This window comes from Achromobacter anxifer (genome assembly GCF_903652925.1).
Taxonomy (GTDB): Bacteria; Pseudomonadota; Gammaproteobacteria; order Burkholderiales; family Burkholderiaceae_B; genus Achromobacter; species Achromobacter anxifer.
Genome location: NZ_CAHLAR010000002.1, coordinates 216974 through 238598, shown reverse-complemented (window position 1 = coordinate 238598; position 21625 = coordinate 216974). Strand labels below are relative to the sequence as shown.

The following is a 21625-nucleotide window of genomic DNA, read 5'->3' as shown; positions in this document are numbered from 1 at the left end:
GTCCCAGGCTCAGAAAACCGGAATCACCGAGCCTTCGTACTTGCTCAGGATGAACTGGCGCACCTCTTCCGAGTGATAGGCCTTGACCAGCTCGGGCACCCAGGGCGCATTCCTGTCCTGCTCGCGCACCGCGATGATGTTGACGTAGGGATTGTTTTCCTTCTTCTCCACCGCGATGCCGTCGCGGGTGGCGATCAGGCCGGCCTGATAGGCGAAGCTGTTGACGATGGCGGCGGTGTCCACGTCCGGCAGGGAACGCGCCAGCACCACGGACGCGCTCTCCACGAAGTTCAGCTTCTTCGGATTGGAAGTCACGTCGGCAAGCGTCGCCGTGCCGGTGGCCGGATCGAATCCATCCTTCAACGTGATCAGGCCCTGGTCGCGCAGGATGACCAATGCGCGCGTCTGGTTGCTGGGATCGTTGGGAATGCCGACTCGGGCGCCCTCGGGCAGCTCCTGCAGCGACTTGTACTTCTTGGAATAGAAGGCGATGGGCGAGATCAGCGTGTTGGCCACCGACACCAGCTTGTAGCCGCGCTGCTTGATCTGGTCGTTCAGGAAAGGAATGTGCTGGAAGGCGTTGGCGTTCAGGTCGCCGTTGTTGAGCGCCTCGTTGGGACTGGCGGTGCCGGTGATCACCACGGGTTCCACGGCCAGGCCGTTCTTCTTCGCCACCTGGGCCACCACTTCCCAGATCTGCTCGTCCACGCCGCCGCGCACGCCCACCTTCAAGGGCTTGGGATCGGCCGAAAACGCCGGGCCATGGAACATTGCCGCCGAAGCCAGCACCGCGCCCAGGAGGCGCTTGAAAAAACGGGAAGTCATGATGGAATCGCCTCTCAGGCTATGCGGTTATGAGAGAAACGATTCTAGGGAGGGGGACGGACCGCGCGAACGAATAGTTCGTTGAGTCCTTATTACGTGGGTGTTTGGATATGGCGGCGGGGCATATGCCTGTGGCGCATGCCCCACTGCGCGCATCAGAAGGGTTTGACGACCACCAGCGTCACGATGACGGCGGAAGCGACGACGGTGAAGGGCGCATAGAGATCGACCAGCGGCGGGCGCCGCTCGCTGCCGTTGGCCATGCGGCGCAGGGCGGCGCTCTGGATGCCCAGCAGCGCCGACAGGGCCAGCGCGCAAGCGATCTTGACCCAGATCCAGTTCATGGCGAACCAGCCGAAGGTCATGGCCAGGTGCAGGCCGACCAGCCAGGCCAGCACCATGGCCGGCGTGGTGACATACAGCGTCCAGCGGCGCAGCGCGCCCAGCATCTTGCGTTCTTTCGGGGCCTCGTCGCCCTCCTGCGGCTGCGAGGACAGCAGGAACAGCGACACGAACAGCGATCCGCCCAGCCAGGCGACCACTGCCGCCACATGGAGCATTTTCAGGAGTTGATAGGTCATGATGCCCGCGATTATCGCCGGATGAGCGCCGCGCCGCGAATCGCCGCGACGCGCCGGTTTGCGCCACGGCAAACCGGGGCGCTGTGAGACCGATTTACTTGGCGGCCTCGGGGCTGGCCGCGGCGGCGGGCGTGGCTTGCGCCGGCGCAGTGGACGCCGGTGTGCCGGCTGCGGGGGACTGCGCGGGCGCTGTGGGTGCAGCAGTGGACGGCGCGGATGAAGCTGGCGTTGCTGAAGTCGAAGCGGGTGAAGTCGACGTGGGTGATGCCGATGCCGGCGAGGTCGATGCAGGCGCGCTGGACGCAGGCGCCGTCGGCGCGGCGGCTCCCGCGGATGCGGGCTGCGCCGCCGCAGGGCTGGCGCTGGTCGCGGCCGGCGTCTTCGCGGACTCTCCGGCGGCGCCCGTGGCCGTGGCGGGATTCAAGGTGTCGGCCGGCTTGTCCGGGGTCTCGGCCGGTTCGGCCGCCGCGGCCTTGGGCTGCGGCTTGGCGCGGCTGCCGGCCGGCGCGTGCGGCGCGGCGGCGGCCTGCGCGTCCGGCAGGAAACGCTGCAGCAGCTGGAAGAAGCCTTCGTAGAACTTGGGCCGCGCCACGGTCTGGCTGCCCGTCTTCACCAGCGAATCGTCGCTGGAGCCGAAAGGCATGGACACCTGACCCAGCACGCTCACGCCCACGCTGGCCGAACTGGCCGTGCGTTTGATCGAATAGCGGTCCTGCACGGCGTTGGCAAACACCGTGGCGCGCTCGTTCGAGCCGCCGTCGGAGGCGCACTCGATGTTGAAGGCGATCTGCGTGTGCTGCCCGCTTTCATCCTGGAAGTTCTTGTGCCCCGTGACGCGCGAGCCCTCGAACTTGTCGATGTTGTAGCCCTGGCTCAGCAAGGCGCGGCGGCCGGCGTCGCAGGCGGCGGCGCTACTCGCCTGGATGGTGCGCGAGTAGGTGTCGTTCTGGGTGAAATCTTCTTTCTCGAACTCTGGCTTGGGGGATGAGCATCCCGCCAGAACGCCCGTCAGGGCAAGGAACAGGGCCAGGGAAGAATGGCGTATGACACAAGGCATGAATTGGAGTCCGGCGCGGCACGCCGGAACGGTGATGCGTAAACTATTTGTTATAGCGCATCCCCGGCACCATTTCCTTTACGAGGAATGTGTAGTTCAACGCAGAGGTAACAGGATTAAAAAGGGCCGCATCGTGGCCCCCTGCCCCCGGTTTCAGGACGATGCGCGCGCGGCCTCCAGCGGCCGGGTCTCCTGCGCTTCCAGGTTCAGGCTGCGCCGGTAATGCCTGCAGCCGGCCGCCAACAGCAGGATGCACAGCACCGTGGCCACGCCGACCAGGACGGACATGGATTGGCCGACCGCGGCCGGGTTGCGGAACCAGCGATCGGTGAGCATGGCGACAGCGGTGGTGCCCAGGCCCAGCCCGATCAGGTTCGAGATCAGCAGGAACAGGGCCGACACCTGGGCGCGCAGCTGGTTGGGCGGCAGTATCTGCATGGCGGCCGTCGAGGTCGGCATGGGAAACGAGGCGAAGAACATGGCGGGCAGCAGCAGCCCCACCGACAGCCACAGCGAGTCCACCTGGGTGAAGATCACGGCAGGCAAGGCCATGCCCGCCGCGCCGATCACGCCCGCGCGCAGCGGCGCGTCGCTGTAGCCGCGCTTGGCCAGCGCGTCCATCAGCCAGCCGCCGCAGAATACCCCCGCGGTATTGGCGACCAGCACCACGACGCCCAGCATGTAGCCCGCCTCCACCGGCGACATGCCGAACTTGCGCATGTAGAAGGCCGGCGTCCAGCCCAGCAGCGCGAACAGCACCATGGCGTAGAAGGAGAAGCCCAGGTAGTGGCAGAAGAAGGTGCCACGGTGCCGGCCCACGAAGCGGAAGGTGTCCTTCATGGCGGGCTTGCGGACCTGGCCCGACGCGTTGCGTTGCAGGCCCAGCCGCTGTGGATCGCGCACCGTCAGCAGGATCAGCAGCGCGATCAGCAGGCCGGGCAGGCCGACGATGAAGAAGGTCACCTGCCATGGCCGCATCGCCCCCACCCAGGGCAGGCTGACCATGTCCACGCTCTTGAGCAGATTGATGACGTAGCCGCCGATCAGGAAGGCCATGCCGCCGCCGATGAACGAGCCGATCGAATAGATCCCGACGGCCCGCCCCAGTTTTTCACGCGGAAACATGTCGCTGAGCATGGAGTACGTGGCGGGCGACAAGGCCGCCTCCCCCACGCCCACGCCTATGCGCGCCAGAAACATCTGCGCGAAGTTGCGCGACAGGCCACAGGCCGCGGTGGCCAGGCTCCAGAACGCCACGCCGATCGCAATGATCCTGGGCCGCGAATAGCGGTCCGCCAGCAGCGCAATGGGAATGCCCATGAAGGCGTAGAACAAGGAGAACGCCAGCCCGTGCAGCAAGCTGAATTGCGTGTCCGACAGTTGCAGATCGTGCTTGATCGGTTCGATCATCAGCGCCAGGATCTGCCTGTCGACGAAGGAAAATATGTACGCTAGCATGCATATCACCACGACGTACCACTCATAGGCGTAGCTGGGTTTCGATGCGTGCCTCGGGCTGTCCTCAGTCATGGTTTTTCCCTTGTATGGTCGTGAGATCCGCCCCATCGCCCAACGGCCCGGGTTGCGCCTCACTTGCTTGTAGTCCCGTCTTTTGTAGGTCTTTGCGCCAGCGGCCTCTATACGACTGACGCAATGACTGTTCCCGCCGCGCAGGAAAGCATGTTCAACGACACCAATCCGCTGGACCGCCATTGCTTGCTGGACTCGGGCAACATCGCCGAGATCAAGGACCAGGTCAGCCAGCACCTGTGGTCGCACCGCATGTGCGTCCCTCCGGGTAAACCCCTGCAATCGCGCCTGTATGGCGTGTTCTTCGGCAACGCCGCGCTGTTCGACCTGCACTACGGCGCCGAAGTCGAGATCGACGCCGGCGACATCGCCAGCTACTACCTCATACGCATCACGCTGCAAGGGTCCGGCCTGATCACGCTGGGCAAGCGCAGCGCCGCGATGAACGCGGGCAGCCTGACCATCTCGTCGCCGTCCGAACGCAGCGTGATCCGCATCGGCCGCGACTGCCGCAACCTGATCCTGCGCATCGAGCGCGAGGCCCTGGAACGCCAGCTGCAACGGCTGCTCGAACGCCCCATCAAGCAGGCGCTGGTGTTCGACCTGCAAATGGACGCCGGCGCGCCCGGCCCTGTCGCAGTGCGCGAAACGCTGGACTACCTGTGCCGGCTGTACCGCCACCCCGCCATCGAAGGCGTCACGCAGACCCTGGCCGCCGGCTTCTCGGATTATCTGCTGACGCTGCTGCTGACCCAGCTGCCGCACAACTATTCCGAGGCCTTGCAGGCCGACCGCCGCCAGCCGCTGCCGCTGCACGTGCGCCGGGCGCGCGACTACATAGAAAGCCATCTGGACGAACCGCTCTCGCTGACGGACCTGGCGGCGCACTGCGGCGTGTCCGTGCGCACGCTGCAAAACGGCTTCGCGCAATTCTTGAAGCAAAGCCCCAGCGACTACGTGCGCAACCAGCGGCTGGCGCTGGTGCACGCGGCCCTGGAACAAGCCCACGAAGGCGACAGCGTCACCGACATCCTGCTGCGGCACGGCATCGCCAGCTTCGGGCATTTCGCCACGCACTACCGCAAGCGCTACGGCTGCCTGCCCTCGGACACCCTGCGCCAGAACAGGCATTAGGCGCGACCGGCGGCGCCGCGATTCGCTTGCCGGATCGGAACGCCGCTTGCGCGTTCGGCGCAGCCCCGGCCACGCGCCGCCGCTAGGATCAAGGCTCCATCAGACGGAGCTTGAGCATGAGAATCAGCGTCATAGGCGGCGGCCACGGCTGCTACGCGGCGGCGGCCGACCTGTTTGAAAAAGGCCATCAAGTGCGCTGGTGGCGCCGCGACTGGGCAGCCTTCCAGGGCTTGCGGGACGCGGGCGCGCTGACCGTCACCGACTACCGCGGCACGCGCCGCATCCCGCTGGGCGACGGCCCGCAACAGCTGCAGCTGGTCCGCGACCTGGCCGCGGCAGTGGACCAGGCCGAGCTGCTGGTCATTCCCCTGCCGTCGACCACGCACGACGCGCTGGCCCAGGCCCTGGCGCCGCTGCTGCGCGACGGCCAGGTCGTGTTCCTGCCGCCGGGCACCTTCGGCTGCTACGTCTTCGCCCGCGCCATGAAAGACGCCGGCAACGCCGCCGACACGGCATTCGCCGAAACCGGCACCCTGCCCTACCTGGCTCGCAAGCATGGCGAGAAGGTCGTGATCAGCGGCTACGCCACCCGGCTGCCCACCGGCGTTTTTCCGCGCCGGCTGTCGCGGCATGCGCTGGCCGTCGTCGGGCAAGCCTACCCCAGCATCGAAGCGATAGAGGACGGGTTGTCCGGCGCGCTGATGAACGCCGGGCCCATCATCCACCCGCCGCTCATCATGATGAATGCCGGCCCGCTCGAACACTTCGACAAATGGGACATCCACAATGAAGGCACGCAGGCCTCCATACGGCGCGTGACCGACGCGCTGGACGCCGAACGCATCGCCATCCGCGTGGCCCTGGGCTATGCCGCGCCGCACTTCCCGCTGTCCGACCACTACGCCGCCGAAGGCGAGGAATGGATGTACGGCCGCGGCGCACACGGCAGGCTCACCGACAGCGGCGACTGGCGCGAGGACATAGACCTGCACAGCCACCGCTACATGCTCGAGGACACGCGGCTCGGCCTGTCGTTCCTGGTGTCGGCCGGCCGCTGGGCGGGCGTGCCCACGCCCGTTGCGCAAGGCCTGCTGAGCCTGGCCAGCGCCGTGACCGGCCGCGATCTCTACGCCGAAGGGCGCACGCTGGAAAGCCTGGGCCTGGACCGCCTGTCGCGCGACGCCATGCGCATGCTGCTGGCCGAAGGCTGCCAGGACCAGGGAGCCAAGCCATGAACCAGACCTTGTGCGTGGTCGGCGCCGGCCGCATGGGCGTGGGCATCACCCTGTCGTACATACATGCGGGGCTGGACGTCACGCTGATAGACATCAAGCCGCGCACGCCTTCTGAGCAGTCCGGGTACTTTGACCGCGTGCGGGACGAGCTGCGCCGCGAGCTGGGCCTGCTGGCCAGGCTGGGCCTGCTGGACGCCGCGCAAACGGAGATCGCGCTGGCGCGCGTCCGCCTGTGTGCGCGCGAAGACGCGGAGCAAGACTTGCGGCGGGCGCTCGTGGTGTTCGAAGCCGTGCCCGAACGCCTGGACGCCAAGCGCGACGCCTTCCTGTGGCTGGGTGTGGCCTGCGCGCCGGACAGCATCATCGCGTCCACCACGTCCACCTTTCTCGTCACCGAGCTGGCGGAGCTGGTGCAGGGCCCGCAGCGCTTCCTCAACGCGCACTGGCTCAATCCGGCCTACCTGATACCGCTGGTGGAAGTCAGCCGCGGCCCTGCAACCAGCGAAGCCGCGACGCAGGGCCTGCTGGACGTGCTGCGGCTCGCAGGCAAGAAGCCGGTGCAGTGCGCGCCCGCCGCCGGCTACATCGTGCCCCGCATCCAGGCCCTGGCCATGAACGAAGCGGCACGCATGGTGGAGGAAGGCGTGGCCAGCGCCGAAGACATCGACACCGCCGTGCGCCTGGGTTTCGGCCTGCGCTTTTCGGTGCTGGGGCTGCTGGAGTTCATCGACTGGGGCGGCGGCGACATCCTCTACTACGCCTCGCGCTACTTGTCCGGCGCCATCGCCCCGCGCTTCGCCTCGCCCGACGTCATAGCCCGCAACATGGAGCAAGGACGCAACGGGCTGCGCGACGGCCAGGGCTTCTATGACTACGCCGGCATGGACGTGGACGCCTACAAAATGGAGCGGCTGGCGCAACTATGCAAGCGGCTGGAAGTGATGGACCTGCTGCCTCGCTACGACGCGGCCAGGCCGCCCGCGCGCTAGCGCAGGCGCCCCCAGACTATTTTTCCAGCTCGTCCAGGATCCGGTAGGCCAGCCGGACCCTGGCCTCGTTCGGATAATTCTTGTTGGCAAGAATCACGATGCCCGTCTTCTTCGCCGGCACGAAGGCCACATAGCCGCCGAAGCCGTTGGTCGAGCCCGTCTTGTTGATCCAGACGGCATCCTGCGGCGCCAGCGGCGGCTTCAGCGCGGTCACGGGCTGGCTCTGGCTGTTGTAGTTGCCGGCGTTGGCCGTCAGCAGCGCATCCAGCGCCACCGGATAGCGCAACTGTTCCCAGGCCATGTCCTGGGTCATGTCGCCCAGCTGGTAGTAGCCGACGTGGGTCTGCGCGATCGCGGTCCGCAGCTCGGCATCGGCCACGTTCAGGCCCAGGTTCGCGTCGACGAAGCGGAGCATGTCGCGTGCGCTGGTCTTGACGCCGTAGGCCTCCGCCGCCAGCACGCCGGGATTCACGCGCACGGGCGCGTCCTGCTTGTTGTAGCCCTGCGCGTAGTCCGCCATCTTGGCGGCAGGCACGTCGATGTAGGTACTGGCCAGGCCCAGCTTGGGAAACAGGTCCCGTTCCATGGCCGCCTTGAACGGCCGGTCCAGGCTCTTGGCCGCGATCACGCCCAGCATGCCGATGCTGGGATTGGCGTAGGTCCGGTAGGCGCCGGTGGCATGCTCGGGCTTCCAGGCCTTGAGATAGGCCATGAGCTGGGCCTGGTTCTTGACCGCGTCGGGCACCTGCAAGGGAAAGCCGCCGGTCGTGTGCGTGCCCAGGTTGATCAGGCTCAGCTTGGCGAAGTCGCTGCCGGCGAGCTCGGGCAGGTACTTGGCCGGGCTGTCGCTGAAGGCAAGACGGCCGCGCGCCTGCGCGTAGGCCGCCAGCGTCGCGGTGTAGGTCTTGCTGATGGAGCCGATCTCGTACAGCGTGTCGCTGTCGGCCGGCCTGCCGGTCTGCTTGGAGGCCACGCCATAGTTGTAGAAGCGCTGCGTCCCGTTGCGGGTGATGGCGATCGACATCCCGGGGACGCCGTGTTCGCGCATGACGGCCTGGACCGCCTCGTCGATCTTGCGGTCCGTCCCGGCCGGGCCGGCTTGCGCCAGCGCGCAGCCCCCGGCCATCAGCCCAAGCAATCCCGCGCGCAGCAAGCTGTTCAAGCGCATTCTCGTCATTCCATGTCGTGTTGGGTTCGTGGCGCCGCGACCGCGGCGCGCAAGCATCGTAACGCGGCCCGGCCTCCCATTGGTACTAACCCTTGGTCTCTTTCCCGGAGATTTTGGCTATCCTCGCCTCGTCGATCCAAAACCCCGCAGAAGAGACCTGCCCCAGCGGCAGGCGCCGACGGAGCAACCGCCCCGGAAACTCTCAGGCAACCAGGACTGCGCGGTCTAGACAATCTGGAGAGAGGCGCCTTGCGCGCCCACCGAAGGGGAACCTGCCGCCGCTTGCGCCGCGGGTGAAGCTCTCAGGTACAGAGACAGATGGGGTGCTGCGGCCGGGTGGCCGCGGCCACCCACTCTGGAGCCATCATGCCCCGCATCGCCGTCATCGGCGCCGGTATCACCGGCGTCACGTCCGCCTATGCCCTGAGCAAACTGGGATACGAGGTCACGGTCTATGACCGCCAGCGCTATCCCGCCATGGAAACGTCCTACGCCAACGGCGGCCAACTGTCCGCCAGCAACGCCGAGGTCTGGAACAGCGCCGCCACCATCCTCAAGGGCCTGCGCTGGCTCGGCCGCCACAACGCGCCGCTGCTGCTCAATCCCCGCTTCAGCTGGCACAAGTATTCCTGGCTGGCGCAGTTCATCAGCCAGATCCGCAACTACCGCCGCAACACCATCGAGACCACCCGCCTCGCCATCGAGGCGCGCCAGCACCTCTACGCCATGGCGGAAGAAGAAGGCATAGATTTCGACCTGGAACGGCGCGGCATCCTGCACATCTACCACGACGCCGCCAGCTTCGAGACCGCCCGCCGCGCCAACCTCCTGCTGCAAGAAGGCGGACTGGAACGCTACGCCGTCACGCCCGAGGAAGCGCGCGCCATCGAACCCGCGCTGCAGACCGCCTGCCATGGCGGCTTCTATACGCCCTCGGACGCCACCGGCGACATCCATAAATTCACCAGCGGCCTGGCCCGCGCCTGCGAACGCCGGGGCGTGCGCTTCGCGCAGGACGCCGACATCCGCAACATCAGCGTGGACGGCGCGCCCTACGTGCTGGACATCGCGCGCGAAGGCGGCGCGCGGCGCGAACAGCACGAGGCCGACGCCATCGTCGTCTGCGCCGGCGCGGTCAGCCGTCAGTTCGCCCGGCAACTGGGCGACACGCTCAACATCTATCCGGTCAAGGGCTACTCCATCAGCGTGCACCTGGACGAAGCCGCCAGCCAGGCCGCCGCGCCCCGGGTCAGCCTGCTCGACGAAGCCGCCAAGATCGTCACCAGCCGCCTGGGCGACCGCTTCCGCGTGGCCGGCACCGCGGAGTTCAACGGCTTCAACATGGACATCCGCGCCGAACGCGTGCAGCCCCTGGTGGACTGGACCCGCAAGCACTTCCCCGGCATCCGGACCTCGCGCGTGGTGCCCTGGTGCGGCCTGCGCCCCATGACCCCCAGCATGATGCCGCGCGTCGGCCCGGGCAAGCGGCCGGGCGTGTTCTACAACACGGGGCATGGACACCTGGGCTGGACGTTGTCGGCGGCGACGGCGCAGATGCTGGCGGCCAGCGTGAGGATGGGGGTGGGCGAGGCTTGAGGTGATGCAGCGGCGCCGGAGGGGCGCCGCTGCATTCAATGCGCCAGCGCCGCTTCCCTGCTCTCCTTGGCGCGCAGCGGCTCCGTCTCGGCGTCCTGCCGCAACGTCTCCTTGCACACCACCCCATCCTTCATCACCAGCACGATCCGCTCCGGGTCGACCAGCAGAGACAGGTCCTTCAGCGGATCGCCGTCGACCATGACCACGTCGGCCAGGTAGCCCGGGCGCAGCATGCCGAGTTCGTGCGGGCGTTGCATGATCTCGCCGCCCAGGCGGGTGGCGGAGACCAGCGCTTGCGTCGGAGTCATGCCGATGTAGTCGACGAAGTACTGGAGGTCGTTGGCGTTGGTGCCGTGCGGCATCCAGGCGAAGCCGTAGTCGCCGCCCGGCAGGATGCGGATGCCGCGCTGGTGCATCTTGCGCAGCGATTCCGAGGCGATTTCCAGTTCGCGCTTGTAGCCCATCTGTTCGGCGATGGCGGGAGTGATGCCGTAGTCGGAGGCGTTGAACGCCGTCCTGATCAGCCAGCCTATGCCGGGCGCGACGAAGTGGCGGTCCTTGTTGGCTTCCAGCATGTCCAGCGCTTCGTCGTCGGCGAAGCTGGCGTGGTAGATCATTTCGATGCCGTGGCGCACGCACTGCTTGACCGACTCGCTGGAGCGCGCGTGCGCGGCGACGCGCTTGCCATAGCGCTTGGCCTCGCTGGCCAGCATGGCGATTTCATCCTCGGCGAAGGGCGACATCTCGGCCGGCAAGCCGGCGATGTACTCGCCCGACAGATTGATCTTCAGGTGGTCGACGCCGTACTTGATGAAGGTGCGCGCCGACCGCCGGATCTCCTCGGGGCCGCTGCACACGCTGCCGAAGCTCAGTTCAGCGAACGGCATGTGCGGCAGCGAGTTGTCGCCCAGCGCGCCTATGGTCGTGATCTCCTGGCTGCCCGCCAAATAGCGCGGCCCCGGGCATTCACCGGCGTTGATGGCATTGCGCAGCACCACGTCCAGGCGCGGCTTGGCCGCGGCCGCGCCGATGGCCGAGGTCCAGCCCATTTCCAGGTAGCGCTTGGCCACGCGCACGCACCAGAGGATGTGTTCTTCGGGCGGCATGAACTGGATCGCGGCCAGCGAGGGCTGGTCGTTCCAGGAAAAGTGCGTGTGCGCCTCGGTCATGCCGGGCATCAGGAAGCGGCCTCGGCCGTCGATGATGCGGGCGCCGTCCCTCTGCACCCGCTGCGGCGCGCGCGCGACCTCGGCGATGCGCGAGCCCTCGATCAGCACTTCGCCCTGGTAGGGTTCCGCGCCGCTGCCATCGAAGATGGCGACATTGGTGATGGCAATTCTGGACATGACAGGTCTCCTCCGGCCCGTCGCGCGGGCCGATTTCTTATGTTGAAGCGCAAGGAAAACAGGGGGCTAGCGCAGCGCGGCGTGGAACTCGCGCAAGGCCTCGATGCAGGCCAGGGGCTTTTCGTAGGTGGTCCAGTGGCCGCAGCCCTGCAGCACGATGCGGCGGCTGCCGGCGATGCGCGCGGCCAGGGCCTCGACGTTGGCGGGCGGCGCCACGCCGTCCTGGTCGCCGGTCACCAGCAGGGCCGGAACGCCGATCCCTTCGACCGCCGCGGGTTGCGCGCCCGCCAGCGCTTCGCAGCTTTGCGCATAGCCTTCGGGCGGCTGCCGCATCACGCTCTCGCGCACCAGCGCCAGCACGGCGGGCTGGTCCTGCTTGGTCTGCGCGCTGGTCGCGCCCTTGACGATGGCGTCGGCGATTTCCTGCATCGCCGCGTCGCCGCCGCGCGCCAGTTCGGCGCGGGCGCGGATGGCGGGCCGGCCCGCGTCCGGCGGCGCGGCCAGCGGGCCGAACAGGGCCAGCGACCGGACCCTGCCCGGATGCGCCACGGCCAGGTGCTGGGCCACCACGGTCCCGAGCGAATGCGCCGCGATGTGCGCCGCGTCGATGTCCAGTTCCGCCAGCAATCCGGCCAGCGCGTCCACATAGGCCGCGATGGACAAGTGCGCAGTTCCCAGCGGGGAACGCGCGCTGCCCGGCAGATCCGGCCGGATGACGCGCAAGCCCTCGAAGGCGCTCATGACGGGCGTCCAGGTATTGGACGAACCGCCCAGGCCGTGGATGCACAAGAGCGCCGGCCCCTGGCCGTCGATTTCCACCGTCATGCCGTTGATGTGATGCGTGGTCATTGCTGCCGTCTCCTTGGTCCTGAGCAGTCTCTGTTTGCGCCGGCAATGCGCCGGCTGTTTTTTCGGACTGTATCGGCGCGGGCCGTTGCGCGCTTATCGCCGGGTGCGCGGACTTATCGCAGAGTCAGATTTTGTGCCTAGTGAATACACCTAGCGCGGACAAACGCTCAAACCCCCATAAAATTCCTTGAAGCGCCGCGCCCGCCCCTCGCAGCCGCCGTCCTCATCAAGGCCGGCATGCGCGCAGGGACGACAAGAAAAACGGGAGACAGAGATGCAGGAGACCTACGCCTTGCACGAAGGCGCGTTCGGCCGCGCCGTCGTGCTGGAACTGCGCGACGACCTGATCGCGCATGCGCATGCGGAAGTGCAGCTGGCCCTGTGGCTGGGCGGCGCGCGCGTGCAAGGCCACGTCGGCCAGACGCCGGTCCCCTACAGCGAACACCTGGCGCTCGGCACCAACACCTACGAATCGCATGATGCGCGGCTGCTGGACCGGTCCGGCCCGGCGATCTTCCTGGTTCTTTACATCGCCAAGCCCTGGCTGGACGAACGCCGCGCCGCCACCGGCCGCCCGTTCCACTTCGCCGCGCCCGGCGTGCCCATCGATGCCGCCGTGCGCCAGGGCTGTTGGCGCCTGCTGGACAAGATCGTCGCGCCGCACCAGCACCCGGGCGCGGATCTCGATGCAGAGGTCGAGGCGCTGTTGCAGGCCGCCATCGAATCGTCCACCGGACCGGAGCGGCCGCGCAGTTCCATGCCGCGCGCGCCCGCGCTGGACCGCCGGCTGCGCGCGGCCATCGCCTACATGCGCGAACACGTCCACGAACCGATCACGGCGGAAGAAGTCGCGAGCCGGGTGGGCCTGTCGCGCGGCCATTTCTTCGCGCTGTTCCGCGACCAGCTCAACACCACGCCGCAGGTGTTCTGGAGCGCCGTGCGCGTGGAGGAAGCCGTGCGCCTGCTGGTGCACCAGGAACAGCCGCTGACCTCGGTGGCGCTGGACCTGGGCTTTTCCACGCCCGGCAACTTTTCCCGGTTCTTCCGAGAACACATGGGCGTGTCGCCGTCGCGCTTCCGGCGGGCCGCCAGCGGCGGCGCGCCGCATCTGCTGACCGGAGTGTCCTGACCTGGACGCTGACCGGCATGCCGCGGCCAGCCAGCGCTTGGGCTATGCAGCCGCGGCCGGCCCGCGGTGTCCAGCCTGGCCGCTGGCCGGCGGCGCGGGCTCATCGCCCTGCCGCGGCCGGCCAGGCCGATCCTTGTTGAAATGCGCGCCGCGGCTTTCGCTGCGCGCGCTGGCGCCACGCACGATGAGAGCCGCGACCAGCGCCAGATTGCGCAATTCCAGCAGTTCCAGGCTCAGCCCGTCACGCAGCAGCCGCGCCTGCGTCTGCGCCCGCAACGACGCGATGAACGCGGCGGCGCGGGCCAGCGAGGCGTCGCTGCGGACCACGCCCACGTCGCGGCTCATCAGCCGGCGCAGGTCGCGCCGCAGCCGGGCCAGATCGGGCGAAGCCGGCACGGCTGTTTCGTCGGCGGCCCGCGCCTGGCGCGCGGTGGCCACCGGCTGCTGCTCAAGCATGTCTTGCGCAGCAGCCCGGCCCATCACCACGCACTCCAGCAGCGAGTTGCTGGCCAGGCGGTTCGCGCCGTGCAGCCCGGTGCAGGCCGCCTCCCCCACCGCGTACAAGCCGGGCACGTCGCTGCGGCCCGACAGGTCCGCCACGACGCCGCCGCAGGTGTAGTGGGCCGACGGTGAAACCGGTATGGGCGCCTTCGTGATGTCGATGCCCAGCGTCAGGCAGCGCGCCTGGATGGTGGGAAAATGCGCCCGCAAGAATTCCGGCGGCTGATGGCTGATGTCCAGGTGCACGCATTCCAGCCCATGGCGCTCCATCTCGGCCTGGATGGCGCGGGCCACGATGTCGCGCGGCGCCAGCTCGGCGCGCGGGTCGTGCGCCGGCATGAAGCGCGCGCCGCCGGGCAGGCGCAGCAGGCCGCCCTCGCCGCGCACGGCTTCGGAAATCAGAAAGCCCTCTGCCTGCGCATGATGCAGGCCGGTGGGATGGAACTGGGTGAATTCCATATTGGCGACCCGGCAGCCCGCAAGCCAGGCCATGGCGATGCCGTCGCCGGTAGCCGCCGCCGGCGCGGTCGTCGCCTGGTAGACCTGCCCGGCGCCGCCGCTGGCCAGCACCACCTGCGCCGCCAGCGCGTCGAACACGCGCCCGCCGCGCAGATCCAGCAGGCGCGCGCCGCGGCAGCGCGTCCCCGCGGTTCCCGCCGGGCCGTCCAGGATCAGGTCGACGGCGCAATGCGCTTCCAGCAGCGTGATGCCGGGCTGCCGCCGCACGCGGTTCTCCAGCGCCGCCATGATGGCGCTGCCGGTCGCGTCCGCCGCATGCGCAATACGGCGCACGCCATGGCCGCCCTCGCGCGTCAGGTGCAGCGCCCCACGTTCCGCCGTGAACGCGACCCCTTGCTCCTGCAACCAGGCGATTGCGCTGCCGGCGCGGGCGATGATGCCGCGCGTGGCCGGCAGGTCGCACAGGCCGGCGCCAGCCACCAGGGTATCGCGCACGTGCGCCTCGACGCTGTCGTCCGCCGCCAGCGGCGCCGCGATGCCGCCCTGGGCGCGGTTGCTGGCGTTGTCGCGCAGCGCGCCCTTGGACACCAGCGCGACCCGGCGCCGCGGCGCGAGTTCCAGCGCGGCGGCCATGCCAGCCAGCCCGCTGCCGATGATGATGACGTCGAATTCCATGTGACGATGCTCCGCAAGAAGGGAATGCAAACGCTGCGCGAAAGCGGCGCCCTAGGCCGGGCCAATGCCGGCAAACAGCGCCGTGTCCCGCGCCATGTCGCCGCTGGCCTGGACGCGGCGCTTGCGCTGTTGCGCGAAGTCCAGCATGCGGTCGATAGGCGCCTTGGCGCGCAGGCCCAATGCCGGGTCCAGGATGATTTCGTTGCGGCCGTGCTCCAGGGTCTGCGCCAGATTGGTCAGGGCATTCATGGCCATCCAGGGACAATGCGCGCAACTTTTGCAGCTGGCGCTGTCGCCCGCCGTCGGCGCGGCCAGGTAGGTATTGCCGGGCGCCAGTTCCCGCATCTTGTGCAGGATGCCCTGGTCGGTCGCCACGATCAGCAGTCCGCCATCGGATTTGCGCGCAGCATCGATCAGCTGGGTGGTCGAGCCCACCACGTCGGCCTGCGCCAGCACCGCGGCGGGCGATTCCGGATGCGCCAGCACCTTCGCCTGCGGATGTTCCGCGCGCAGCAGCTCCAGTTCGGTGCCCTTGAATTCGTCGTGCACCAGGCAGGACCCCTGCCACAGCAGCATGTCGGCGCCGGTCTGGCGCTGCACGTAGTCGCCCAGGTGCCTGTCCGGCGCCCACAGGATTTTTTCGCCGCGCGCATGCAGGTCGGCGATCACGTCCAGCGCGATGGACGAGGTGACCACCCAGTCCGCGCGCGCCTTCACCTCGGCGCTGGTGTTGGCATAGACCACCACCGTGCGATCCGGATGCGCATCGCACCAGGCGGTGAAATCGGCGGCGGGACAGCCCAGGTCCAGCGAGCAGGTCGCGTCCAGGTCCGGCATCAGGATGCGTTTGTCGGGACTCAGGATCTTGGCCGTTTCACCCATGAAGCGCACGCCGGCCACCACCAGCGTGCGGGCATCGTGATCGCGTCCGAAGCGCGCCATCTCCAGCGAATCGCCCACGCAACCGCCCGTCTGCTCCGCCAGTTCCTGCAGCTCCGCGTCCACGTAGTAATGGGCGACCAGCACGGCGCGCTCGCGCGCCAGCAGTTCGCGTATGCGCGCCACGCAGGCCTCCCGCTCGGCTGCGGGCAAGGGTTCCGGCACGCGGGCCCAGGCCTGGCCGACGGCGCTGGGACAGCCCGGCGTGGAAGGCAGATCGAATTCGACGTACCGGCGATTGGGGGTGTCCATGAACGCGTCTCCTGGTTTTTATGCTCATATTGAGCATTTAATGATCAAAAAAAGGGCACGATTTATGCTAGTGTTGAGCATAAATCGTGTCAATCTCTTTTTTTGATCGAGCCTCTGCGCGCCACGGCGGCCGGCGACCCCGCTTCAGATGAAGATCGAGCCGCGCAGGTACAGCGCCGCCTGGCCGCTGATGATCACCCGGCCGTTGTCCAGCACCTCGCATTGCAGTTGGCCCTTGCGCGCCCCGCCCTGCTGCGCGCTCAGGCTGCGCTTGCCCAGGCGTTGCGCCCAATAGGGCGCCAGCGAGGTATGCGCCGACCCGGTCACCGGGTCCTCGTTCACGCCCACCCGCGGCCCGAACCAGCGCGACACGAAATCGAACTTCGCGGACGGCGCCGTCACCGCCACGCCGCGCGTGTCGAAAGCCGCCAGCGCGGCGAAGTCAGGCTTCAGGCCATCGATCAGCGTTTCGTCATCGATCACGACCAGATAGTCGTCCGTCTTGCAGAAGGCCCGCGCGCCCGGCAGGCCCAGCGCCTGCAGCAGGCCCGCCGGAAGCTCCTGTGCCTCGGGCCACTTGGCCGGGAAATCCATGGCCAGCCGTTCGTCCGCGCGGCGCACCTGCAGCTCGCCGCTGCGCGTGGCAAAGCGCAGGACGTCCTCGCTCGCCCCCAGCTGCTCGAACAGCACCCAAGCCGATGCCAGCGTGGCATGGCCGCAAAGGTCCACCTCGACCGCCGGCGTGAACCAGCGCAGTTCATAGACGTCGCCGCGGCGCACGACGTAGGCGGTTTCCGACAGATTGTTCTCTTCCGCGATGCGCTGCAGCGTCTCGTCCGGCAGCCACGCCTGCAGCGGCACCACCGCGGCAGGATTGCCGCCGAACGGCGCGGCGGTGAAGGCGTCTACCTGATAGATGTCGAGTTGCGGCATGAGGATTCCTGGATGAAGTGGAAGGTTGCGCGCCTGGGCGGGTGCCAGCGGGCTCCAGCATTTTCCTATGAAAATGCCGCAGCTCCGAGACATCCGCCGCCTGCCGGCCGTCCGCTAGACGGTGCGCACGAACAGCCCTCTCAGCTTGCTCCAGAAGTCGCCGCCCAGCACGAAGAAGCTCGCGATCAGCATGAGGTCGCCGGCCAGTTGGGCCTGCCAGAGGTTGGGCCGCAAGCCCGGCCACATCTCGTCTATGTAGGGTTCCAGCACCGACGTCAGGATGGGCAGGAAAAACATGACCAGGCCGATGGCGTGGCGGACAGGACCGACCTTCTGCACGGGCGCCAGGCGTTTGGCGTGGCCGAAGATGATGGACTTGAGCCGCTGGAAGCCTTCCTTGCCCATGACGCCGATACAGGTCAGCAACAGCACCTTGTTGGCGATGAATATCGTGCCGGTGAGCGCCGCCATGCGCGGGCCGGGCATGTCCAGATACCCCGCCACGGGAATGAGGAACCACAGCGCGAAGGCCAAAATGAACAATCCGATCCCGCATTTGAAGCGCCATCCCGCCGCGGGCGCGGGCTGGGCCGGTTCGTCTGGTAATGACATGACAGCCTCCTGATTCAAGCGTCTGAGGGAACTGCGGTTGATGGTTCCAGTCCGCGCCGCGCCTGGCCGCGTGGTTCGAGCAGGCGCAGCATCAGGCAGGCATAGAGCGTGACGCCGATGAACAAGCCCATGCGCACCGCGAACGCGGTATAGACGTCCTTGCCGACGAGGCTGTCCTGCACCGATTGGCCCAGCAGGATGACCAGGGTCACCAGCGTGTTCAGCCAGAAGCTCGGCGGATGCCGGGTCGGGCTCAGCCGGTAGAGCTTGCGCGCGGCCAGCAGGCCGAACAGCAGCATCCAGAGGAAGAACATCCACAGGCTCACGAACGGGCTCAGGGCGCACCAGAACATGACGGCGAGCGCCCCGCCCAGCAGGGTCGACCCCAGCAGTTCGCGCGCGGCGCCATGCGCCGCCGTGACGCAGCTTTGGCGCCCCAGACTGACCGATTTCAGGATGATGGGCATATAGCCCAGCGGGTCGGTCAATGCCAGCAGGAAGGCGGGTATCACGACCAGCGTGGCGCGCAACGCCATCCGGCTGGCCTCTTCGACCGGCAGGACCACAGGCTGGGGCGGCGCGGGCGCAGCCGCAGGCTCGGGAAACAGCCAGTGGCAACAGCCCAGCGCCACGACGGCAACCAGCAGCCCCTTGCCCAGGGCCTCGATCACCAGCGCGGCCAGCGCGAAATCGACGGTGCCGGCGGCGGAAATCATGGTCAGGCCGATGATGAGGAACGTCGACAGCAGGTTGTTGCCGCCGCGCAGGCCATGGCGGAATGCAAGGAACAGGCACAGGCCGATGAGCAGCACGCCGCTCAAGGGGTAATAGCGCAGCATGGGGCTGAGCAGCAGGCCGGTGCCGGTGGTGAACAGCGCCATCAGCAGCAGGCCCAGCCCGCTCTTGAACGACAGCGGCCGGTTCATCGAAGCCAGCAGCAACACGCCCAGCACCGGCGCGATCATGGGAATGGGCAGGGCCAGCCCGAAGCTGGCCGCCGTGCAAAGGGCTGCGCCCAGCCCCAGGCGCAGGGCGCGTCGGCCGCGGGGGTCGGGATCAGTAGGCATAGGACAGCCAGCTCATCAGCCGCAGGTAGGCGCGCCCCAGCGGATTCAGCGGATTGCCCGCGCTGGGAAACGCCATGACTTCGGCCTGTCCGCCCACGCGCACGCCGCTCAACGGAGGAAGATCGCCGGGATCGAATTCCACGATGACCGGAAAGCGCTGCGCGGGCCGCAGCCAGTCCCGGCTGTTCTGCACCGTGGGAAGGCTGCCGGGCGGCGTGCCGGGCCCGACATTGACGCCGTAGCCGACGCTGCGCACGCGGCCCTCGAAGACCTCGCCTGGCAGCGCGTCCAGGATGATGGCCACCGGCGTGCCGGCTTCGATATGCCCCAGATTGTTTTCCGTCATGTCCGCGCTGATCCACACATCGTGGATCGCGATCAGCGTCATGACCGGATTGCCGGCCGCGGCGAACTGCCCGGCGTCGGTGCGCAGGTCGGTGATCAGGCCCGCCGAGCGCGCCCGCACCTGCGTGTTGGCCAGATCCAGTTCGGCCTTTTCCAGTGCCGCGGCGGCGCTGCGCAGCTTGGCGTTGTCGTCCTCGCTGCCGCCCTCCTGCTCGCGCGCGCGCTGCACCTCGGCGCGCGCGGCGGCGACCTGGCTGACAGCCTGCTCCAGGTTCGCGCGCGCGATTTCCAGGCGGCGCAGCGAGACCGTGCCCCGGTCGTCGCGATACAGCCGCTCAAGCCGGCTGCTGTCCTGGCGGGCTTTCAACTCATTGGCCTGGGCCGCGCGCAACGACGCCTGCGCCGAATCGATGCCCGCGGTGCTGGCGCCGATCTGCCGGCGCGTCGCCTCCAGGTCGGCGCGGGCGCGGTCCACCGCGATGCGGTAATGCTCCGGGTCCACATCGAACAGGACCGCTCCGGCCTGGACGTCCTGGTTGTTGCGCACATGCACTTGCGTCACGCGCCCCGACACTTCGGAAGCCACCGGAACGACGAAGGCCTGCACCCGCGCCTGCTGGGTGTATGGCGTGTACCGGTCCGCCAGCAGATACCACGCCAGGCTCAGCGCGATCAGCAGGGCGACCCATCGGACGCCCCGCTTCGCGGGATCCTTGGCCGGCGCTGCCGGCGCGGCAGGGGGAGACGGGCTGTCACTCATCGGATCGCACCCTTTTCGCGGACAACGCGCCGGCTGATGGTGGCGCCGGCTCGGACAGCAGATCGCCCCAATCGGTGCGCCGCCGCATCTGTTCCCGGGTAGCGGGGTCGAGCACCGGTTCCGTGCTGTGCCAGCCGCCGCCCAGCGCCTTGTACAGGGCGATCAGGTCGCTCACCGCGCCGCCCCGGTTCACCACGTAGGCGTCCTGCTGGGCCGCCAGCGCCTGCTGGGCGTCCAGCACGCGCTGGAAATCGGTATAGCCTTCGCGGTAAAGCGCATTGGCCAGCGTAAGCGAACGCCTGGCCGCCTGCGCCGACCGCTGCAGGATCCCGTCGCGCTCCAGGGCCTTGACCAGGCCGCTGGCGGCGTCGTCGGCCTCGCGCGCCGCCTGCATGACGTCATCCTGGTAGGCCACGATCAACTGCTGCAGGCGGGCATCCTGCACGCGCACATTGTTCTTCAACCGGCCATGGTCGAACACGTTCCAGGTGAGACTGGGGCCCGCGAGCAGCGCCACCCCCGAACCGCTGCCCGCCAGCGACGTGGCGGACCAGGCGATGCTGCCCAGCAGCGTCAGCGAGGGATAGAGATCCGCTTCGGCCACGCCCACCTGTGCCGATTGCGCCGCGATCCGCAGCTCCGAAGCGCGGATGTCGGGCCGGCGCAACAGCAGGTTGGCGGGAACGTCCTGCAGCACCGCGCGGTCGATCAGCGGAACCTCGGCCGTCCTGTCATCCAGTTCCGGCATGGGTCCGGGCGGCCGGCCGACCAGCACCGCCAGCGCATTGCGGGTCCGCATGATCTGGCTTTCCAGATCCGGGATCGTGCCCAGGGTGCTCAGGTATTGCGTCTTGGCCTGCTGCAGGTCCAATTCATCGGTCTCGCCGCTTTGGAACAGCTTTTGCGCGATCTCGTAGCTGCGCTTCTGAATGCCAGCGTTATCGCGGGCGATCCGCAGCCGCGCCTCGGCGGTGCGCAACGCGTAATAGCTCTCCGCCACCTGGGCATGCAACAGCACCAGCACGTCTTCGCGATTGGCCTGCGCCTCGAAGTACGCGGCGTCGGCGGATTCGATGGCGCGGCTGAACTTCCCCCAGAAATCAAGCTCCCAGCCTATGTCGAACCCGGCGCTGTATTGCCAGAAGCTGCTGGGATGGGGTCTGCCCTCGGCCGAGCGCGATGGCCGGTGCTGATACAGGGCGTTGGCCCCCGCCACCTGGGATTGCGGGTAACGGCCGCTCTGCGCAATGCCCAGCTGGGCGCGCGCTTCCATGATGCGCAGGCCGGCGATGCGCAGGCCGGCATTGTGCGCATCGGCCTGGGCGATCAGGTATTCAAGCACCGGATCGCCAAAGACCTGCCACCATTGCCGCGCGTCGGGCAGCGGCGCGGCGCGGCTGGCCTGCTGCAGCGCGGGGGTATTCCAGTCCGCGGTCCACGCCTGGCGCTGGGGCTCGAAGTCCGGCCCGAGCCTCACGCAAGCGCTGAGGCACAGGACGCCGATCAGCGGCAGCCGATACGTGCAAGTCAGCGGCGACATCGGTTATCGGATCCGTCGAGAGCCTAACCGCAACGGTCCACCGGGCAACGCGCATCAAACAGAGCGCCCGCATGAACGCCTGGGGCCCGGGCTGTCTGGCGAC

General features: G+C 68.1%; 19 protein-coding genes and 2 riboswitches. Of the genes, 5 read left to right on the top strand and 14 right to left on the bottom strand.

Features of this window, described 5'->3' with window-relative positions:
• Nucleotides 1-9 precede the first annotated feature (9 nt).
• The 4 genes from HWY37_RS06330 to HWY37_RS06315 form a co-directional block, all read right to left on the bottom strand.
• Nucleotides 10-825, bottom strand: a complete 816-nt coding sequence (locus HWY37_RS06330; protein ID WP_175211785.1) for a MetQ/NlpA family ABC transporter substrate-binding protein — start codon at nt 823-825, stop codon at nt 10-12.
• 155 nt (nt 826-980) lie between these two features.
• Complete coding sequence (locus HWY37_RS06325) at nt 981-1406, bottom strand: CopD family protein (protein ID WP_176088156.1); 426 nt, start codon at nt 1404-1406, stop codon at nt 981-983.
• Nucleotides 1407-1500: 94 nt separating this feature from the next.
• Nucleotides 1501-2463 carry a DUF2242 domain-containing protein gene (locus HWY37_RS06320; protein ID WP_176088155.1) on the bottom strand — a complete coding sequence of 321 codons (963 nt, stop codon included), beginning with the start codon at nt 2461-2463 and terminating at the stop codon, nt 1501-1503.
• 153 nt (nt 2464-2616) lie between these two features.
• Complete coding sequence (locus HWY37_RS06315) at nt 2617-3993, bottom strand: spinster family MFS transporter (protein ID WP_175211601.1); 1377 nt, start codon at nt 3991-3993, stop codon at nt 2617-2619.
• A gap of 123 nt (nt 3994-4116) precedes the next feature.
• Here HWY37_RS06315 and HWY37_RS06310 point away from each other — a divergent pair, with 123 nt between their 5' ends.
• The 3 genes from HWY37_RS06310 to HWY37_RS06300 all read left to right on the top strand — a co-directional run bounded on the left by HWY37_RS06310 (nt 4117) and on the right by HWY37_RS06300 (nt 7351).
• A complete protein-coding gene (locus tag HWY37_RS06310; protein ID WP_246302207.1) occupies nt 4117-5127 on the top strand; it encodes an AraC-like ligand-binding domain-containing protein in 1011 nt (336 codons plus the stop codon).
• Nucleotides 5128-5243: 116 nt separating this feature from the next.
• The gene (locus HWY37_RS06305) at nt 5244-6362 is read left to right on the top strand and encodes an NAD/NADP-dependent octopine/nopaline dehydrogenase family protein (protein ID WP_175211603.1); all 1119 of its coding nucleotides are present in this window, start codon (nt 5244-5246) and stop codon (nt 6360-6362) included.
• Nucleotides 6359-7351, top strand: coding sequence for a 3-hydroxybutyryl-CoA dehydrogenase (locus HWY37_RS06300; RefSeq protein ID WP_175211605.1), 993 nt, complete (start codon nt 6359-6361; stop codon nt 7349-7351). Before HWY37_RS06305 ends, HWY37_RS06300 begins: the two co-directional genes overlap by 4 nt.
• A gap of 16 nt (nt 7352-7367) precedes the next feature.
• On the opposite strand, the gene ampC is transcribed toward HWY37_RS06300, so the two are convergent.
• Entirely contained in the window at nt 7368-8528 is a 1161-nt protein-coding gene (gene ampC, locus HWY37_RS06295; protein WP_425485006.1) for a class C beta-lactamase, read from the bottom strand.
• Between the two features lie 128 nt (nt 8529-8656).
• Nucleotides 8657-8748, top strand: a riboswitch (glycine riboswitch).
• A gap of 1 nt (nt 8749) precedes the next feature.
• A riboswitch (glycine riboswitch) is annotated at nt 8750-8841 on the top strand.
• A gap of 44 nt (nt 8842-8885) precedes the next feature.
• On the opposite strand from ampC, the gene HWY37_RS06290 reads away from it, so the two are divergent.
• Nucleotides 8886-10115 (top strand): D-amino acid dehydrogenase, encoded by a 1230-nt coding sequence (locus HWY37_RS06290; RefSeq protein WP_176088154.1) that lies wholly within the window; start codon nt 8886-8888, stop codon nt 10113-10115.
• Nucleotides 10116-10150: 35 nt separating this feature from the next.
• Here HWY37_RS06290 and HWY37_RS06285 read toward each other — a convergent pair whose 3' ends face one another.
• Entirely contained in the window at nt 10151-11461 is a 1311-nt protein-coding gene (locus tag HWY37_RS06285; RefSeq protein WP_175211611.1) for a metal-dependent hydrolase family protein, read from the bottom strand.
• 66 nt (nt 11462-11527) lie between these two features.
• Entirely contained in the window at nt 11528-12310 is a 783-nt protein-coding gene (locus HWY37_RS06280; RefSeq protein WP_176088153.1) for an alpha/beta fold hydrolase, read from the bottom strand.
• A 274-nt stretch (nt 12311-12584) separates the two neighbouring features.
• Here HWY37_RS06280 and HWY37_RS06275 point away from each other — a divergent pair, with 274 nt between their 5' ends.
• On the top strand, nt 12585-13439 hold the full coding sequence (locus tag HWY37_RS06275) for a helix-turn-helix domain-containing protein (RefSeq protein ID WP_175211093.1): 855 nt from the start codon (nt 12585-12587) through the stop codon (nt 13437-13439).
• A 42-nt stretch (nt 13440-13481) separates the two neighbouring features.
• Here HWY37_RS06275 and nadB read toward each other — a convergent pair whose 3' ends face one another.
• The 7 genes from nadB to HWY37_RS06240 form a co-directional block, all read right to left on the bottom strand.
• On the bottom strand, nt 13482-15074 hold the full coding sequence (gene nadB, locus HWY37_RS06270; protein WP_175211091.1) for an L-aspartate oxidase: 1593 nt from the start codon (nt 15072-15074) through the stop codon (nt 13482-13484).
• Nucleotides 15075-15125: 51 nt separating this feature from the next.
• Nucleotides 15126-16265, bottom strand: coding sequence for a quinolinate synthase NadA (gene nadA, locus HWY37_RS06265; protein WP_175211088.1), 1140 nt, complete (start codon nt 16263-16265; stop codon nt 15126-15128).
• Between the two features lie 144 nt (nt 16266-16409).
• Entirely contained in the window at nt 16410-17198 is a 789-nt protein-coding gene (locus tag HWY37_RS06260) for a PhzF family phenazine biosynthesis protein (RefSeq protein ID WP_176088152.1), read from the bottom strand.
• A 114-nt stretch (nt 17199-17312) separates the two neighbouring features.
• A complete protein-coding gene (locus tag HWY37_RS06255; RefSeq protein ID WP_175211083.1) occupies nt 17313-17810 on the bottom strand; it encodes a transporter suffix domain-containing protein in 498 nt (165 codons plus the stop codon).
• 14 nt (nt 17811-17824) lie between these two features.
• Nucleotides 17825-18877, bottom strand: a complete 1053-nt coding sequence (locus HWY37_RS06250; protein WP_176088151.1) for a DUF2955 domain-containing protein — start codon at nt 18875-18877, stop codon at nt 17825-17827.
• The gene (locus tag HWY37_RS06245; protein ID WP_176088150.1) at nt 18867-19982 is read right to left on the bottom strand and encodes an HlyD family secretion protein; all 1116 of its coding nucleotides are present in this window, start codon (nt 19980-19982) and stop codon (nt 18867-18869) included. Before HWY37_RS06245 ends, HWY37_RS06250 begins: the two co-directional genes overlap by 11 nt.
• A complete protein-coding gene (locus tag HWY37_RS06240; protein ID WP_175211079.1) occupies nt 19975-21522 on the bottom strand; it encodes an efflux transporter outer membrane subunit in 1548 nt (515 codons plus the stop codon). The genes HWY37_RS06245 and HWY37_RS06240 overlap by 8 nt, the downstream gene beginning before the upstream one ends.
• Nucleotides 21523-21625: the final 103 nt, after the last annotated feature.